Below are 15,765 nucleotides of genomic sequence, written 5' to 3' on the forward strand. Positions count from 1 at the left end.
TCATCAAGCAGTGGAAACACGGAGGTTTGATCCAGCGGGCCGCGGACGGAACATCCGACCGAAAACGGCGTGGCTGGATGTTGCGAGGTTTTACGTTACGCAACAAATGTACACTGTACCGATTTGGAAAGAAAATACAAGCGAATTTTGGGCCACGCGTAGAAAGATCGTTCACTGGCTGAGTGCGGGCTGGACGGGGATTTCCAGGAGGCGAGTGCCGCGCAGGATCGACAGGATGATGGGCTGGTCGGCCGGCAGGCGCGAGAGGAGTTGGTGCAGATCGTCCACGCTGCTGACTAGGCGGTCGTTGACCGAGACAATGAAATCGCCGGGTTGGATGCCGGCGCGCTGGGCAGGGCCACCGGGTTCCAGTGCGGCCACTTCGACGGCGCGATCGGAAAGTAAATCCAATTCGCGCACCAGGCGGCGCTCGATGGGGGCCACGGAGGCGGAGATTCCCAGGAATGGGCGGCGCACTTTGCCGTGGGTGATCAGCTCGCCGATGACCCACCGGGCAGTGTTGGCCGGGACGGCGAAACCCAAGCCTTGGGCCATGAACACCACGGCGGTGTTCACGCCGACCACGCGGCCGCGGCTGTCGACCAGCGGACCGCCGCTGTTGCCGGGATTGAGCGGAGCGGTGTGCTGAATGACGCTTTCGATGAGGCGGCCATGCTGCGAGCGCATGCTGCGGCCCAGCGCGCTGACAACGCCGGTGGAGACAGTGGATTCGAAGCCGAGCGGGTTGCCGATGGCGATGACAAGCTGGCCGACGCGGAGGGCGTCGGAATCGCCGAGCGTGCAGAGGGGGAGATCGCGGGCGGCCAGGCGGATGAGGGCCAAATCGGTGGCGGGGTCGTCGCCGATGACTTCGCAATCGAGCCGATCGCCTTCGTGGGTCGTGGCGGTGAGCTTGCTGCGGGCGCCGACTACGTGGCTGTTGGTCAGGGCGTATCCGTCGGGGGTAATGACAAAGCCGGAGCCTTGGCCGCCCTGTTTAGCATCTCGGGGGGGCATGACGCCGATGGTGGCGCGGCCTACCGTTTCGACCACGCGGACCACGGCCTGGGAATAGGCGTCGAGCAGGTTGGCGTCGTCGACGACCGAGTTTGCGCGCGAAGTAGCCGCACCTTGCGATGCGCCTGCTAAACCGCCAGCGTTGGGCAGAGCGTCATGGGCTGAGCCTTGGCCGCAGGATGGTGTGTTATCGCCGGCGTCGGCCTGAATGAGTCGCAGTAGTTGTTCGGCATTGGGATCGCGGGCACGCATGAGAGCATTCTCCGTAGGACTTCGTAAATCGAAATCTGGTTACGAAGGAATGCTATGCAGCGCGTCAAGCGAGGGCCAGTTTGGCCGGGGATGTTGCGGAATGTCGAGGGGGGACAAGCCGCCGGACGATGACTGAGCGATTCGTTACGGGCCGACTTGGGAGGTGGCGGGACGATCGAACGGGGCGTCGGTGGGTAAGGCGGGCTGGCGAGGCGCCGCTTGGGGCGATACGGGTGACGGGGCAGGGGTTGGGTGAGCGGCGGTTAGCGAAGTTCCGGCCGGCGGGGCGAGTGCGCTAATGATGTCGCGCATGGCTAATCGCAACGTGGAGAGATGGGCTGCCATCGAGGGGACGGCATCGGTGCAGCCGTCGGATTGATCGGCGAGTTCCTTGGAGGTGAGTTCTTTTGGCGCGGATGGTTTGTCAGCGGGAGGCAGCAGCATGGGTTGTTGGGCGGTGCGCTGTAACTGAGGCAGCGTCCGGTTAGCGTCGTCATGCTTGTCGATGGTCGGAGGCGGTTGGATGGGGAGGAGCGACGGGGCCGGGGCGTTGGCGCTGGCATTGGTTGGCGCCGCGGCGGTGAGGGGCAACGGCGGCAGCGCAGGCTGGTTGTACATTCGCTCGTGATACACCATGAGGGTGTGCAAGGCGTGCCCCAACGGCCCGATGCTCCACGATTTTTCGGAATTGTCTTCCAGTATGTCGGAAAGAAAATTGAGGGCCCTGAGCACGCGCGGATCGCGCAGATCATCGGTGGGCAACGACCAGACGATGAATTCCAGCATGTGGCCGGTGGTTTGCAGCTTGCGGTCGATGTCGCCGGGACGATCGGCGGGATAATTGAACCATTCGGTGCTGAAGCTACCGTCGGGGTTTTGCAGGGTGCCGAGGGTATAGCGTTGGTAATCGGCGATGTATTTGGCGGCGCGGGCCCATTGGCCGTCGATGGGCTGGCCTTGCTTGGCACGTTCTTTCACGGCGTTGGCGATGCCCAGCAGGCGATGCGAACCGCCGCAGGTGGCGCCGTGGATGGGGGCTTCGATTTCGGCTTTGATTAGTTTGGGAATATCCCAGTGCTCTCCGTAGCGGCTGGTCCACTGGGCGTCGCTGGGGAGGTAATGAGCCAGGGCGATGAGCTTGAAAGTCAGCTCGGTGCCGCTTTGGCAAGTGGCTTTTTCTTCCTCTATGAGATCGGCGACGGTGAAATCTTGGCCGCCGATGTGCATGGGACTTTCGGGACGAACGCGCCACTGGGCGAGCATGGCCAGGAACTGGCCGTCGTGCCCTTCCAGGCCAACGCCGTACAAACCGTGGGGATGGCCATCTTGCAAGACAATGAGCGGTTGGCCTTGGCAACGAGCGCCCCAGGAGAGCCAGCCGATGGCGTTGACGGTGGCGCCGCCGGGGCCATCGCGGTAAATTTCGGTGCGGGGGCCGAAGGCGATGAGGCCGTGCATTACTTCCCAGCAGCTGTTATCTCGGGCGTTGAGATGCTTGGCTTCGTAGGTTGCCAGGACGCGGCGGATTTTTTCTCCGAGGGCGGCGATTTCCGGGGTCATGGGTTTGCCGTCGTGCCCCATGCTGAGATCGCCGGTGGCCGACGAATTGGTCGGGGCCGCAGCGGAAGATTCGGAGTTGCCGGGCGGCGCCATCGCGGAGGTAGAGGGGAGAGAAGAATCTGTGGTGGGCGAGTACGTCACCGAGTCAGCAGCGCGAACCGACGCCGCGGGCACCAGCGCCAGCATAATCGACAAACTCAACGCCGACCGAATTCCCGGGGACGCAAACGAAAGCATGGTGGCGGAATCTCCGGAATAGGTAAAATTTGGTGGTGCGGCGCGGGTGGTGAGCGGGTTTGCCGCCGTGCGCCGAGGATTTAGCCGAGGATTTGCCGGGGCCGCCTACCCCGATCGTGCCGCCGCTAACAACAAGTCCGTGTAGAGTATCGGACTGGGAGAGAAAAGTTTTGACGGCGACAGCGTATGGTCGGCACGAATGGAATGAGCGTCACATGCGGTGCGATGCATGGAGTTCGCCGGGTCGCAGCGGCTTGGCCGCCGAAGGCATAATCGTCAACGTTTGCCAACGAGAAAGAGGGCGTAATCGGCAGAATTTGCCAGGCGGCAACCACCGCGAGGAAAGGGGCCGTCATCAGGTGCCATTAGAAGACAGGGGCCATTAGAAGATTTGCTTCAAGCGGCTGGCGACGGAGGTGGCGTGGAGGGGTGGATCGGGCTGTTGGGCCAATTGCCGCCAGGCGTTGACATCGTTGCCCAAGTCCTTGCCGGTCACTTTTTTCAGACTGTCTACGGCGCAGTGCTGCAGGGCGGGATCGGAATCGTCCAAGGCTCGACCCAGCGCGGCGACGGCTTCTTTATCGCCGGCGGTGGAAAGCGCTTTGGCGGCGGCGAGGCGGACATCCAAATCGGTATCGCCGGACATGGTTTCGGCCAGCATGTGCGTGGCTTGTGGACTGGGGCGCTTGCCCCAGGCGTTGCAACAAGCGATGCGAATTTCGGATTCCGGATCTTTGACGCCGGCGTACAAGATGGCGTTGGCCGAAGGGGTGTTCATGTGGCCCATGATGCTGATGACGGCCATGCGGACGTTGAAATCGGTCTCGTTGGGCATGAGGCGGGCCATTTCGGCGGCAAAGGCTTCTTGTTCTTCGGGCTTAGCCTTGGCGATTTTTTTTGCGCGCTCCTGGAGGGCGGTAATGCGTTGCACCGGGACGGGGCCGTATTTTTTGAGTTCCGCGGTTTGATCTTCGCCAAACGGCCAGGCGCCGCCGAATCGCTTGGCGCAGCCAGGCAAGCATAGCGCAGCGGCGAGCAACGCGCTAATTAGCGCAGACCGAGTGCGGCCGGAAAATGTGCGGCTCATGAACGATCTATTGAGGTAAAACGAGTGCTCTGCCAACACGACTAGACATTGGCCCGGCGCAGACGAGGGGCCGATAAGCGGGGCGAACTATAGCGAAAGCGGGATGGCAGGCCAAGACGTTTCTGGGCGGGAGTTTGCACGGGGAGTGGGCGGGCTGGTATGATGTTGCAGCGCCGCAAGGGGGCGAAGCGACGCAACGCGGCGGGCGACACAAATCGGGCGGTATTGCTAGCAATTTTGGCGTTGCCCAGGTTTGGGGACCAAGAAGTGGCCGGCTGTAACGAATTGCGTGTGGGAGCAGTCTTTGCGTGAAAGCACAGATTTTAAGGTGTCGTCATGCCTGAACCGCGCGAACATGCCCAAAGCCGGGGTTGGATCGAAAGCATTTTGCGGCGCATCCCCGGCTTCAAAGGGTATTTGGAAAAAGAATACCGCCGGGACAGCGATGCCTTGCAGCGCAGTTGGCTGGCAGACCGGCTGCAGCGATCCAAGCCGGCGCTGGATGCCTACGGCCGGGCATTGGTCGACGCCAAAAAGCTGGATGGGCTGGCGCCGTTGGATCATTTTAAGTCGCGGCTGGATAAGACCATCAGCCGGTTGCGCGGCGCGATGCAAGGCTACAGCGGATTTTTCGATTTGGTGCAAGTGAACGAGGCGCTTCTGGACCGGGTGTATCAGCAAGATGTAAAAACGATGGATGCGGTGGAGACGCTGGCGGCGGCAATCGACAAGCTGGCTACCGCCACGGCCGACACCCCCGCGCCGCTTCCGGCTTTGAACGATCAATTGGGGCAGGTGGAGCAGGCGATTGATCAGCGGCAAGATGTGCTCCGGGGATTAGAATGATTTGCTAAACCGCAAGCGGATGGATGATCATTGGAATTAGTTCGCCGATTAGGATTCACCTTCACCTCTCACCCCCGCATCCACCATGTCTCTTCGCCTGGAAGTTATTCAGTTTTTTGACGACAGCGGCGCGTCGCTGGTGCAGCGCGTGCCGGAAGAAGGCTCGGCCGACATTAAATACGGCGCGCAGCTGATCGTGCAGCAAAATCAGGAAGCCGTTTTTTTCCGCGACGGCAAAGCGCTGGATTGCTTTAGCCCGGGCCGGCACACACTGACCACGCAAAACGTGCCGCTGATTACGCGGATTTTGACCATACCGTGGGAAAAATCACCGTTTCAGGCGTCGGTGTACTTTTTCGGCAAGCAGACTTTTTTGGATCAGAAATGGGGGACGCCGCAACCGATTCCGCTGCGCGATGCGGAATTTGGCGGCATGGTGCAATTGCGGGCCAACGGAAAATACTCGTTCCGGATTGTCGATTCGCCATTGCTGTTGAATACCTTGGTGGGCACGCAAGGCAAATACACCAGCGAGCAAGTAGCGTCGTTTTTGAAGGACGTGATTGTTTCGCGGTTGCGCGATTTGCTGGGTTCGCTGGGGTTGGGCGTGTTCGATCTGCAGGCCAAGGGGAATGAAATCGAAGCCGGCACTAAGGCGAAAGTGGCGGACGATTTCGGCAAATATGGGCTGGAGTTGGTCGACTTCATCATCAACGCCATTACACCGCCGGACGATGTGCAAGAGGCGATCAACGCGCGCAGCCGCATCGGGGCGCTGGGTGGATTGCAAGCGTTTACGATGTATCAAGCGGCCAACAGCATGGCGGAACTGGCCAAGCAGGGGGGCGGCAACATCGGCGCCGGGGCGATGGGCATGGGCATGGGGGCCGGATTCGGCATGATGTTCCCCGGCATGCTGCAGCAAGCGATGCAGGGGATGCAGCAGAATCCGCAGGGAGTGCCGGGAGTGGGAAATCCGATGATGCAGGGACAACCTTATCCTCCTCAGCCGGGTACGCCTGCCGGCGCGGCGGGCATGGGAGCGGGCGCATCGAGAATGGCAGCGGCTGCCGCGGGGCCTGCTGCGCAATCGATGGTGGCTGATCCCAAGCAATTGGTGCGCAGCGTGGCGCAATCGTCCGGCTGGCAGGTCACCGAAGGGGACGGCCAATGGCAAATTGTGGTGCCGATTGGCCCGCTGCGAAAGCAAAAAGTGAACGTACAGTTCGACGCGAAGGACTCCGAAGGGAACTCGATGCTGGCGTTCAGCTCGGTGTGCGGTCCAGCGACCAGCCAGAATGCGATGGAACTGCTCAAATTCAACACGCAAATGGTGCACGGCGCCTTTGCGGTGGAGCCTTCGCCGGCGGGCGACGTGATTGTGATGCGGGCCAATCAACTCACGGCCACGGCGGAACCGCTGGCGGTGACGAAGGTGATATCGGCCATCGCCTGGCAGGCGGACAAAGTGGAAGAAAGGCTTTCCGGCGGCGACGCGAATTAGAAAGGCCAATTCAAGCCGTTCGCAAAGCGCCGCTAGGCAAGCCCAGCGGCTAATTGAGCAGTTGCTCGCTGGGCAAGTCGGAAGGAAATGCATGAGCAGTTCGGATTCCGGGGTGCGCGCCGCTGGATTATCATAGAGATATGACGTCGCGGCGAATTTCTTTGTGCCGGATTTTTTGTTCTTGCGCTGTGCTGGGCGGCGGGTGGCTGTTGTCGTGCGATGTGGTGGCCTGGTCTTTGGACCAAATTACCATGCGGCGTGACGGCGAAACCACGCATCTTTCCGGCAAGGCGGTGGTGACGGCGCAAGACGGCGGCGTGATGCTGCAAACAGCCGATGGCAAACTGTGGAACATTTTGCCGGCGGAGATTGTCGATCACGAGCGCGACGACAAGCCGTTTGTGCCGCTTTCGGCCGAGCAGTTGAAAAAGCAAATGCTGGCCGACTTGCCGCCGGGGTTCGACACGGTGAAGACGGCCCATTATTTGATTTTTTTCAACACGTCGCGCGGATACGCGCTGTGGTGTAGCGCGTTGTTCGAGCGATTGTATTCGTCGTTTACCAGCTTTTGGACGCATCGTGGCTTCAAACTGCATGAGCCGGAAATGCCGCTGGTGGTGCTGATTTATGCCGATCGGCAAACCTATGCCCGGCAATCGGCCGACGAATTGCAGGGCAACGCCAACCGGGTAATCGGTTTTTACAGCCTGCAAACCAATCGGGTGAAAACGTACGATTTGACCGGCGCGGAATCGCTGCATCAGGCCGGCGACAATAAGCGATTGGATACGGCCGAGGTGAACGATTTACTGTCGCGGCCGGAAGCCACGATGATGGTGGCCACGGTGATTCACGAGGCCACGCATCAAATTGCATTCAACTGCGGGCTGCAGCAGCGGTTTGCCGATATTCCGCTGTGGGTGTGCGAAGGGCTGGCCATGTACTTTGAAACGCCCGATCTGGGTTACGGCAAGGGCTGGCGGACGATTGGGGAAATGAACCCTCCGCGGCTGGAGCGGTTTCAATCGTATCTGTTGCGGCGGCCAGCCGATTCGCTCCAAACGCTGATCGCCGACGACAAGCGCTTTCGTAGCCGCGATGCCCAACAGGCACTGGATGCGTACGCCGAAGCCTGGGCGCTGAATTATTTTTTGCTGCGGCAGCATGCTACAGAGTACGAAGCTTATTTGCAGCGATTGTGCGAGAAAGCGCCGCTGTGGTGGGACGGCCCGGATGTGCGGCTGAAGGAGTTTAAGGCGGCGTTCGGGCCCGATTTGGCGACGCTGGATGCTGAATTTGTGCGGTACATGTCGCGGGTGAAATGACTGGATCGGCGAAGGGATTCGCCTCCTACTACCATTGATTTTTTAACCTGTGCGGAGTTGTGCTTCGACGCGGCGGAGGGCTTCGTCCACTTTGCAGCGGGCGTGGGACAGTTCGATTTCCGATTGGCCGTCGATCCAATCGGTCACGCGTTTGCTTGCCGAGATGACGGTGCTATGGCTGCGACGGCCGAAGTATTGGCCGATTTCAGAAAGGCCGGCGCGGGTGTATTTTCGGGCCAGCCACATGGCCAGCATCCGGGCGGCGCTGACTTGTCTGGCGCGTCGCTGAGATTGCAAACTTTCCTTGGGCAAACTGAACACGTCGCAGACGGCCTGTTCGATATCGGCCAGACAGACCGGACGGCCGGCGTGGCGGAGGAGATCGGCCAAAGCATCTTCGGCGAAGGGGCGATCGATGGGGGACAGCAGCATGCGGCTTACGGCATGCAGCCGATTGACCGCACCGGAAAGTTCCCGAGCCCCGGCAGTGACTTGTGCGGCGACGAATTCGGCGACGTCGGCAGGCAGTTCGATTCCCAATCGACGGGCAAATTCGTGCACCAGCGAGAAGCGCATTTGCTGATCGGGCGGTTCGAGGGAACAGACCATGCCGCCGGCCAAGCGAGTGCTGAGTTCGGTTCCGAGGCCGGTTAATTCGGCCGGGGCTCGGTCGGCGGCAAACACCAATTGGCGGCCGTCTCGCAGGGCGGTATCGATGGTGTGCAGCAATTCCACCAAGGAGCCTTTTTTTCCGGCCAGGAATTGCAAATCGTCGATCAACAGCAGATCGACGCTGCGATATTTGCGGCGAAAGCTGGGCATGCCCCCTCCGCGGGCCGCGACCACGTAAAACGTGGTGAATTGCTCGGCCGAAAGATAAACACAATTCAGGCCGCGGGTTTGGGTACGGGCGGCCGTCCAAATGCCTTCCAGCAAATGCGTTTTGCCGGAGCCGTGCGGTCCGTACAAGAACAGCGGATTGAGCGAACCGGGGCGGTCGGCAATCATTTGGGCCGAGGCGTGCGCCAGGCGGTTGGCCGTGCCCACGACAAAGGCGGAGAGCGTGGCAAAGCGGCGGCGGGGGAGGGGCTCGGTGTCCGGGAGGGGATGTTTGCCGTTGAGGGGCGGGGGCTGAGTACATCCCATTGGGGCGCGATGAATTGGGGCAGAATGTTCCGCGGCTGGAGGGAGTAGGGGATTTATGGACTCGAGCTTTGCAGTTGGTGCGGGTTTGGGGCAGGAAGCGACGGAAGCATGGACTGCGGAATTTGTGCGGCGATGGGGCTGCGAAGTTGAATGTGCGGCGCCGCCGTTACAAGTTGCGGTATTGGCGGCCAAGGATTGATTCAGGCGAAACTCCACTCTAGCCAGATCGCCGGGTCGGCTGTGATTTGCCGCGCCATCGCCAGCCAGGGCTTCGCGGCAAGCGGTTTCCAGCATACCGCGGTAATGCTGGCGCAGCCAATCTTGCAAAAACTGGGTGGAGGCTTCCACCAGCAACGTGTTGTCGTCGAACGTGAGGCGGGTGTTGGCGCTGAACCAGAGCTCGAAGCGTTCACGACCAATCTGTTCGACGAGCAAAGTCAACACCGTCGACAAAACATCCTTGCTCATGGTCGATTCCTGAACCGAATTGTGCGCGCACGCCTACCGCAATCGCACCGTGAGGGCGGTGATGGTTGATCTGCCGGGAGCGAAGCGTGAGGCTCACAGCGGCGCGTGACGCCGAACCATTTTCGCTACCGGCTTGCCAAAAATCGCTGGTGCAAATTCCGGCCGTCATGTGCCGGGCCAAGTGATTCAGGCAAGCAAGTCAGTGGGGAAAAATGATCGACGAATCGCGGTTTTTTCGCCGTGTGAAGCGTGTTGTTGTGTCACCCAAAGTGGCCGATTGTACTTTCGCTAGCGATGCTGTCAAACCACCCGCTAACAATTGTGAACAATTTTTTTTGGAGCGTGCGGGGGAAGGGTGAATTCGCCGAGAAATTTGCCGCGCGGATTGTAAGCGGCGGTTAAAAAAAATTTTCGCGCGGCAGCGCGCGGCGTGGAAAAACTGTTTGAACGATTTTGCCAACGGAAAAAATGTTCGCATGATTTCGCGGCGGTGAGTTCGCGCGTTCAGTTTTTCGCGGGAATTTCCCGCAAAAATACGCTGCGGCGGTCCCAGGTTTCGAAGTCGGCGGCGGCATACAGCGAAATTGCTGGAGAATTTGCGGCATCGACAGCCAACACCATGCGCTGCGTGGAGCTTTCGCCGGGGGTTCCTTCGCCGAAATTCGAATTTGCGGCCACCCACTGGGCATAACGCACGATTTCCAGTCCCCAGCCGTGACCTCGGGCTTCGGGAACAAGGCCCATGTACACCAATTCGCAGTGGCGATGTTGCGGATGATTGGCCAGTAACACGCAGCCGACATCGCGAAGTTGATGACGAACAAAAAACCACTGCGCCGGATTGAAAGTTCCCACGGATCTGTAAGTTGCTAACACGTCGTCCACAGATCGCAGGCCGTGGATGGTGGGGCAATCTTGCGTGTTTACGTAGGTCCGCTGAACGATGGCAGCCAAGCGGGCCATTTGGGCGCCGGAGACGGTGGTTTCGGCAGTTTCACTAAGTGGTTCTAAGATCAATTCAGTGTGGGGCGGAACGTGTGGAAATTTTTCGCTCAAACTCACCAAATACAACAAATCGGCCGTGTATTTGAAACCAGATTGACGCAGCCAGTCGGCTTGCGGCCCGGTATCGGTATCAGTTAGGGCCTGGATTAGCCGGATGTCGGCTTCAGCGGCTTTCGCTGTGGCAAAATCGATTAACGGGGTGGCTGTGGCAGCCGGCTCTCCTGGGGCTATTCCGGGCGGCCAGAGCGAAGCCACACGTCCGGGCATCAAATGCATCCAAATGGCGGCCACCAGCGCAGGGCCGCGCCGAGCGACGAAAAGCGGTTGCGCTTCGCCGGTGGTGCGCTGGAGTTCTTCGATTGCCGCGGCGATTTGCAACGGGCGGGCTATTTCGTCCAATCGGTTGAACAGCAGTTGCAAGGCCACTGGCCATTCGGATGAAACGGCAAGACTGATGTTTAAGGGAGTGGCAGGTGGGTCGGACATGGCGGTTTGGTTGGGAATATGAAGGCAGAAAAACCGCAGAACGGGGAATACAATTCCAGGGTGGTTGTTGCGGCTCGGCTTTGAGGGGGAGAATGTATAATGACGGGGGATATTCGGCTTCGCAATGGAAATAGGGTTGGGTTGTAGTACGAGGTCGAAGATTGCGACAGCGGGGGCTTCATTCAAGTTAAGGAGCGATACCATGTTTTGTATTCGCTTTTTGAACCGTGTGTGCCTGTTTGTTGCCGCCGTGCTATTGATGGCGATGGATACTCGGGCGCAGCCAATGCGGCCGCCGGAATTGCCAACGCCCAGTGCTCCACAGGCCGGCGCAGAGCCTGGCTATTTGGGCATGGTGGCGGATGATCGGCAGGAACACGGCGGCGGAATTCGTGTGAAAGATGTGGATCCAGACAGCCCGGCTGCCAAAGGAGGCTTGCAGGCCGACGATTTAATTACCGCCATTAACGGACAGGCCACGCATTCGCTGGACGATTTGAAAAGTATTCTCGGCACAATGCCGGCCGGCGCGCAAGTGAAGATCCAAGTGCAGCGACAGGGCGCGGCGCAGGAAGTGGAGGTCACGCTGGGACGTCGTCCGCCGCCGGATCAAAGGCGGTTCCAATTTGGTCGCATTCCCGATGAGCCGGCAGAACCCGGGAGCCAATCCGCCAATGACCAAATGCCGGGGGGAGGAAATCCATCGGCGGGCAATGCGTATGCGCCGAGTTCGGCTTCGCCTTCGATGCCTGGCGGGATGGCCGCGCCGCGGATGGGGGCCGGTTTGTTCGCAGCGCCGGGGCGACCGCTATTGGGCGTTCGCACGCTGCCGGTGACGCCGCAGGACCAAATGCGTTTGGGTTTGTCGTCCACCGCCGGGGCGCACGTGATGGCTCGCACGCTGGGATCGCCGGCTGAAAAAGCGAATATTCCATTGGACAGCGTGATCACGGCGGTGAACGGCATGGCCGTGGGGACGCCAAACGATTTGTCCGCGCTGCTGGCGCGGGCAGGGGCGGGAAGCGAGGTGGAACTGACGTATATGTACAACGGCAAACCAATGAGTGCGAAAATCACGCTGGCATCGGCGGGCGCGGGATTTGGAATGAATTATGCGCAGACGATGCCGGCGCCAGTGCCGACACTGCCGCAAGCGCAAACGCAATTGCCGCTGCCGCCACCGCCCGTGCCGGGCCAACAAATGCTTGAGAATAAAGCGCAACGAGGGTATGGGAGCCTGCCCGGCGCGGTCGATATTGCGCACCCCGAGGATGTTTCTCCACGGCCTATCGATGCACAGCCGCGTCCATTAGATGCACCGCCCCGGCCATTGGATGCGCCACCGCATTCCTCCGACGCGCAAGCGGGGCAGACGGATGCCCAGCGGATTGAAGCGCTAGAGCGCCGGGTGCAAGAGCTGGAGCAGAAAGTGCAAGAGTTGCAAGGGCAACTGCAGCAACAACAAAATGGCCCGCCGAAAGGGACGTAAGGATGGCCAACACGATACTTTGAAATCGCTGCGGGGAAAACTTTGGGCCGCAGCTGGGATCGCCTGGCTGGGTCAGGCTGCTTTGTTGTAGGGGAAGTAGTTATCCCAGGCGTAATCCAGCTTTTCCAGAGCCTCGGTCAGCGGTAAGGCAACAAAGCGGCCGGGGACGACTTCGCGCACTAAATTGAGGCGGAGCAGCTTGGCCAGGGCGTCGTCGACTTCGAAATCGATTGGGCGGCCCAGGCAATCGCTGAGGAATTGCTCGATGCGCTGATCGAGTTCTTCGGCGGTGAAGCCGCGGGCGGGAAAGTTTATTGATGCGGCGCGGTTTTTCCAGCCTAACTCGTCGGCGGTGGAACCGCGGACATCGAGATTTCGCCAGAGGAAATAATAGGCCAGCACGGCTTCGCGATTTTCCTGTTCTTCGGCTTCGTCCAACAGCCGGGACAACACGCCGGCATTATTGTCGAGGTTTTGGTAGTACAGACTTTCGGTCAGATTGAGTTGATATTTTTGCTTGGTTTGCAGGTAGCCGTGGAACGATTTCATGCCGTAGCCGCAGGTGACGCCCAACACTGCCAGAATGCCATACACTCCCGCCGCGGCGGCCAGTAAGGCCCCCTTGAGGGCTTTGTAAATTGAAACGGCCACGCCCGAGGCGGTTGGCGTGATGATTTTGATGCGGTCCTTGAGCGACATTTTCACCCGCGTGCCGGGCAGGAGCATTTCCAGATCGGGCTTGGGAATATCTTTGAATAGCTTGATGAACACGTCGTGGGTGTCGAAGTTACGGGTGCGGTGCTTTCCGGGGCGCAGATGAAAGATGAGGACGAGCCGCTGGAATGTGGGAACTTGCGCTTCTTCCCAGCGGTAAAGCCGTTTCCAATTGCGGTATTGCTGCGGCTGCAAAATTTCGCCGCGGCTGAACAATTCCAAGCGATCGAAGAAATCGAAATCGACTTCCAGGCTGAGCCCGTGATGGCTGACGGAGTTCAAGGCCTGATCTAAATCGTGATGGGTTAGCTTCCGAAAGTTGGCCCGTTCCAGGAGCCACTGGAACCGTTCGAAGAGCAAATCCATTTGGGTTTGGCGCTGCGCGTCGCTTAGTTCGGTCAAGTGAACGGTGTCGGCGTCGGGATCGAACGGAGCGTAGGCACTTTTCAGATTTTCGAAATGGGTCAGATATTCGAAATGCAGCGTGGCATCGAGCAGGGTGCAGAATTGCCGAAAGCCGGATTGCTCGGCGGGCAACAGCCCGGGCTCGGAACAGAGGCGGTCAATGACTTCCGCCTTACGCCAGGGGATAAAGTGTTCGCGGTCCGCCGGATCGGCAACCGCTTTGGCCGGGGCCATTTTATCGGTGAAGTAGTCCATACCAGTTGTTTCGACAGAAGGGGCGGGCATTCTCAAGAAGCACCGGCCGGAGCTTAGAGTGCTAGCACCGCAACGGGGGCAATTCATGCCCGCCGGCATCGTAACCGACGACAAGTCGTCGGCTTGGAGATGCCGCTTACTTCACGGCCGGGTCGGTGATGCTGATTTGCACGAGGTAGCGTTCCAGGGGAGAAGAAGTGCGGACGATGGCCGCAGGGCGCACGGTTAGGGTGCTGGTGGGAGCGCCGTTCCAGCGGATTTGGTACTGCACCATGCCGGGATCGGTGCTGGTGAAGGGTTTGAAGCCGTAGCGATCGACCAGCAGGGCCGTTAGCCGCTGCGGATCGCCGGTGGTGCCGGAGAACGTAATTTTGGCGCACTTTTGAGAGGCGTTGAAGTAATAGGTGAGCGAGCCGGCCACGTCGTCCATGCGCAAGCCGCTGATGAGCGCCACGCGCAGGCCTTGCAGGTTGTCGCCGGGCAGGCCGGACGAAACTCGCGGCCAGCGCGACATGACCCATTGCGGCGTGACATCCCAGCGGAAGGCGTCGGGCAAATCGACCAGGGGCAGCTCATCGATTTGCGGATTAATTCCGGGCACCAGCGGAACGCCGGCAGGCGTGGCGCCGGGTAGTTGCGACGGGAAATCGTTGGCGGAAATGGGCTGCAACGTGCCGGTCGACGAATTTGCGCTCGTGTCGCCAAACACGCTGGCTTTGAGCTTTGACCAATTACTGGCCGCGTAAGGCACGCCGACGGCGGCGCCCAAAACGACCAATGTTAGAAAACCGCGACGGAACATGGGCGCCTCGATACAGGAGATCAGGCTGCAGCCTGACTGAGTTGACCCGTATCGTGGCATCGACCGGCGGGACGGCTGGACGTAAATGGAGCACCGCAGCCATGTCGCCGCTGGCGCCACATGTCAAGTTTGCGCCGTGATCGCGATTGTTACGGCCGGCTGAATTCAGCAGTTTTTTAACGCGATCAGCCGGGGTTTTTTTCGCCGCCGGCCCCAGCGCCGCTGCCGAGCGAGCCGTTGATAACACTGGTATTGCCTGTGTGGGCGTCCATAACCAGCAGCTTGAAGCCGCCGTGTGCGGAATCGAGAATTGAGTCGAGGGCTTCTTCATCGGGGGTGGCTTTGCCGTCGAAATTCAAAATGACATCGCCGGGAGCCAAGCCGGCTTTTTCGGCGGCGCTTTCGGGCGTGACATTGACGACCACCAATCCGCGGGTGTTGTTGTACTCGCCGGAGTAGGTGCTGATACCCAATTCCGGCCAGACATCGACCGGGTATTTTTGCGAGGAATCGGCAACCTGATTGGAATTGTTTCCGCTGGCGATGTTGTTATCGATCCCGTTGGCGTTATCGGAAGCGGGCGTGGAGTTATCGTTTGTTGCGACGGGTGTGCCGTTGTCGATGTAGGTGTTCCCGCCCCAGCCGCCCAGGTAATTTGCGCCGACGTAACCGACGCCGACGCCACCCCAAAAACCCGGGTTCCAACCCCAGCCGGCATACTGCCAATCGTGGTGGTGATGGTTCCAAGGATGATCGTCGTGATGATTCAAATCGTGATTGGCTAGGTGTTGCGGGGTGGGCTGGAACGGATGGTGCTCGGCATTGTGATTTTCGTTGGGGTGGTGTTCGGCTTCGCGGCGCTGGGCGTCTTCGGGGTTGGCGTCGCGATGTTCTTCGTGGTGTTCGGCTTCGTGATGCTCGGCCTCGTGATGTTCGCCTTCATGGCCGCCGTGTCCGCCTCGGGCATAGCTGGTTCGTGGATTCGCGAAGTAAGTCGTCGCTGCGACGATAGTGGCCCAGGCGATGGTCGATTTGAAGTAATGAGCGATGTTCATGAGGCGGCTTTCTGAAAATGCATTAGGTATGAATGGGTTGGTATCTAGCCCAAACATAGCTTGCGGCGCGTGCCTATCGGCCATGTTGCGGGAACGCAACAGGGCGAAGCCG

13 protein-coding genes are annotated in these 15,765 nt (G+C 59.9%); 5 read left to right on the forward strand and 8 right to left on the reverse strand.

Annotated features, from left to right (window positions below; translation table 11 throughout):
• Window positions 1–171: 171 nt before the first annotated feature.
• Together VMJ32_06695 and VMJ32_06700 are read right to left on the reverse strand one after the other, a co-directional pair.
• Window positions 172–1,269 carry a trypsin-like peptidase domain-containing protein gene (locus VMJ32_06695; protein HTQ38696.1) on the reverse strand — a complete coding sequence of 366 codons (1,098 nt, stop codon included), beginning with the start codon at window positions 1,267–1,269 and terminating at the stop codon, window positions 172–174.
• Between the two features lie 144 nt (window positions 1,270–1,413).
• A complete protein-coding gene (locus VMJ32_06700) occupies window positions 1,414–2,829 on the reverse strand; it encodes a hypothetical protein (protein HTQ38697.1) in 1,416 nt (471 codons plus the stop codon).
• Between the two features lie 19 nt (window positions 2,830–2,848).
• Here VMJ32_06700 and VMJ32_06705 point away from each other — a divergent pair, with 19 nt between their 5' ends.
• Entirely contained in the window at window positions 2,849–3,088 is a 240-nt protein-coding gene (locus VMJ32_06705) for a hypothetical protein (protein HTQ38698.1), read from the forward strand.
• Between the two features lie 360 nt (window positions 3,089–3,448).
• On the opposite strand, the gene VMJ32_06710 is transcribed toward VMJ32_06705, so the two are convergent.
• The gene (locus VMJ32_06710) at window positions 3,449–4,153 is read right to left on the reverse strand and encodes a HEAT repeat domain-containing protein (GenBank protein HTQ38699.1); all 705 of its coding nucleotides are present in this window, start codon (window positions 4,151–4,153) and stop codon (window positions 3,449–3,451) included.
• Window positions 4,154–4,489: 336 nt separating this feature from the next.
• Here VMJ32_06710 and VMJ32_06715 point away from each other — a divergent pair, with 336 nt between their 5' ends.
• The 3 genes from VMJ32_06715 (at window position 4,490) to VMJ32_06725 (ending at window position 7,828) form a co-directional block, all read left to right on the forward strand.
• Window positions 4,490–4,999, forward strand: coding sequence for a hypothetical protein (locus tag VMJ32_06715; GenBank protein HTQ38700.1), 510 nt, complete (start codon window positions 4,490–4,492; stop codon window positions 4,997–4,999).
• An 85-nt stretch (window positions 5,000–5,084) separates the two neighbouring features.
• Entirely contained in the window at window positions 5,085–6,503 is a 1,419-nt protein-coding gene (locus tag VMJ32_06720; GenBank protein HTQ38701.1) for an SPFH domain-containing protein, read from the forward strand.
• A gap of 209 nt (window positions 6,504–6,712) precedes the next feature.
• Window positions 6,713–7,828 carry a DUF1570 domain-containing protein gene (locus VMJ32_06725; GenBank protein ID HTQ38702.1) on the forward strand — a complete coding sequence of 372 codons (1,116 nt, stop codon included), beginning with the start codon at window positions 6,713–6,715 and terminating at the stop codon, window positions 7,826–7,828.
• A gap of 42 nt (window positions 7,829–7,870) precedes the next feature.
• On the opposite strand, the gene VMJ32_06730 is transcribed toward VMJ32_06725, so the two are convergent.
• Window positions 7,871–9,442: a DnaA/Hda family protein gene (locus tag VMJ32_06730; protein ID HTQ38703.1), complete on the reverse strand. Its 1,572-nt coding sequence runs from the start codon at window positions 9,440–9,442 to the stop codon at window positions 7,871–7,873.
• 504 nt (window positions 9,443–9,946) lie between these two features.
• A complete protein-coding gene (locus VMJ32_06735; GenBank protein HTQ38704.1) occupies window positions 9,947–10,933 on the reverse strand; it encodes a GNAT family N-acetyltransferase in 987 nt (328 codons plus the stop codon).
• A 202-nt stretch (window positions 10,934–11,135) separates the two neighbouring features.
• On the opposite strand from VMJ32_06735, the gene VMJ32_06740 reads away from it, so the two are divergent.
• A complete protein-coding gene (locus VMJ32_06740) occupies window positions 11,136–12,422 on the forward strand; it encodes a PDZ domain-containing protein (GenBank protein ID HTQ38705.1) in 1,287 nt (428 codons plus the stop codon).
• Window positions 12,423–12,494: 72 nt separating this feature from the next.
• Here the strand turns inward: VMJ32_06740 and VMJ32_06745 are convergent, their stop codons facing one another.
• The 3 genes from VMJ32_06745 to VMJ32_06755 form a co-directional block, all read right to left on the reverse strand.
• On the reverse strand, window positions 12,495–13,796 hold the full coding sequence (locus tag VMJ32_06745; protein HTQ38706.1) for a DUF3754 domain-containing protein: 1,302 nt from the start codon (window positions 13,794–13,796) through the stop codon (window positions 12,495–12,497).
• A gap of 136 nt (window positions 13,797–13,932) precedes the next feature.
• Complete coding sequence (locus tag VMJ32_06750) at window positions 13,933–14,598, reverse strand: DUF6690 family protein (GenBank protein ID HTQ38707.1); 666 nt, start codon at window positions 14,596–14,598, stop codon at window positions 13,933–13,935.
• Window positions 14,599–14,783: 185 nt separating this feature from the next.
• The gene (locus tag VMJ32_06755) at window positions 14,784–15,653 is read right to left on the reverse strand and encodes a PDZ domain-containing protein (GenBank protein ID HTQ38708.1); all 870 of its coding nucleotides are present in this window, start codon (window positions 15,651–15,653) and stop codon (window positions 14,784–14,786) included.
• Window positions 15,654–15,765: the final 112 nt, after the last annotated feature.

Source organism: Pirellulales bacterium, assembly GCA_035499655.1.
In the GTDB taxonomy this organism is placed as follows: domain Bacteria; phylum Planctomycetota; class Planctomycetia; order Pirellulales; family JADZDJ01; genus DATJYL01.

Coding starts and splice junctions, on each gene's coding strand:
- VMJ32_06755 (HTQ38708.1), bottom strand. CDS start 15,653: ATGAACATCGCTCATTACTTCAAATCGACCATCGCCTGGGCCACTATC.
- VMJ32_06705 (HTQ38698.1), top strand. CDS start 2,849: ATGCTGAGATCGCCGGTGGCCGACGAATTGGTCGGGGCCGCAGCGGAA.
- VMJ32_06745 (HTQ38706.1), bottom strand. CDS start 13,796: ATGGACTACTTCACCGATAAAATGGCCCCGGCCAAAGCGGTTGCCGAT.
- VMJ32_06720 (HTQ38701.1), top strand. CDS start 5,085: ATGTCTCTTCGCCTGGAAGTTATTCAGTTTTTTGACGACAGCGGCGCG.
- VMJ32_06700 (HTQ38697.1), bottom strand. CDS start 2,829: ATGACCCCGGAAATCGCCGCCCTCGGAGAAAAAATCCGCCGCGTCCTG.
- VMJ32_06715 (HTQ38700.1), top strand. CDS start 4,490: ATGCCTGAACCGCGCGAACATGCCCAAAGCCGGGGTTGGATCGAAAGC.
- VMJ32_06735 (HTQ38704.1), bottom strand. CDS start 10,933: ATGTCCGACCCACCTGCCACTCCCTTAAACATCAGTCTTGCCGTTTCA.
- VMJ32_06710 (HTQ38699.1), bottom strand. CDS start 4,153: ATGAGCCGCACATTTTCCGGCCGCACTCGGTCTGCGCTAATTAGCGCG.
- VMJ32_06740 (HTQ38705.1), top strand. CDS start 11,136: ATGTTTTGTATTCGCTTTTTGAACCGTGTGTGCCTGTTTGTTGCCGCC.
- VMJ32_06730 (HTQ38703.1), bottom strand. CDS start 9,442: ATGAGCAAGGATGTTTTGTCGACGGTGTTGACTTTGCTCGTCGAACAG.
- VMJ32_06750 (HTQ38707.1), bottom strand. CDS start 14,598: ATGTTCCGTCGCGGTTTTCTAACATTGGTCGTTTTGGGCGCCGCCGTC.
- VMJ32_06695 (HTQ38696.1), bottom strand. CDS start 1,269: ATGCGTGCCCGCGATCCCAATGCCGAACAACTACTGCGACTCATTCAG.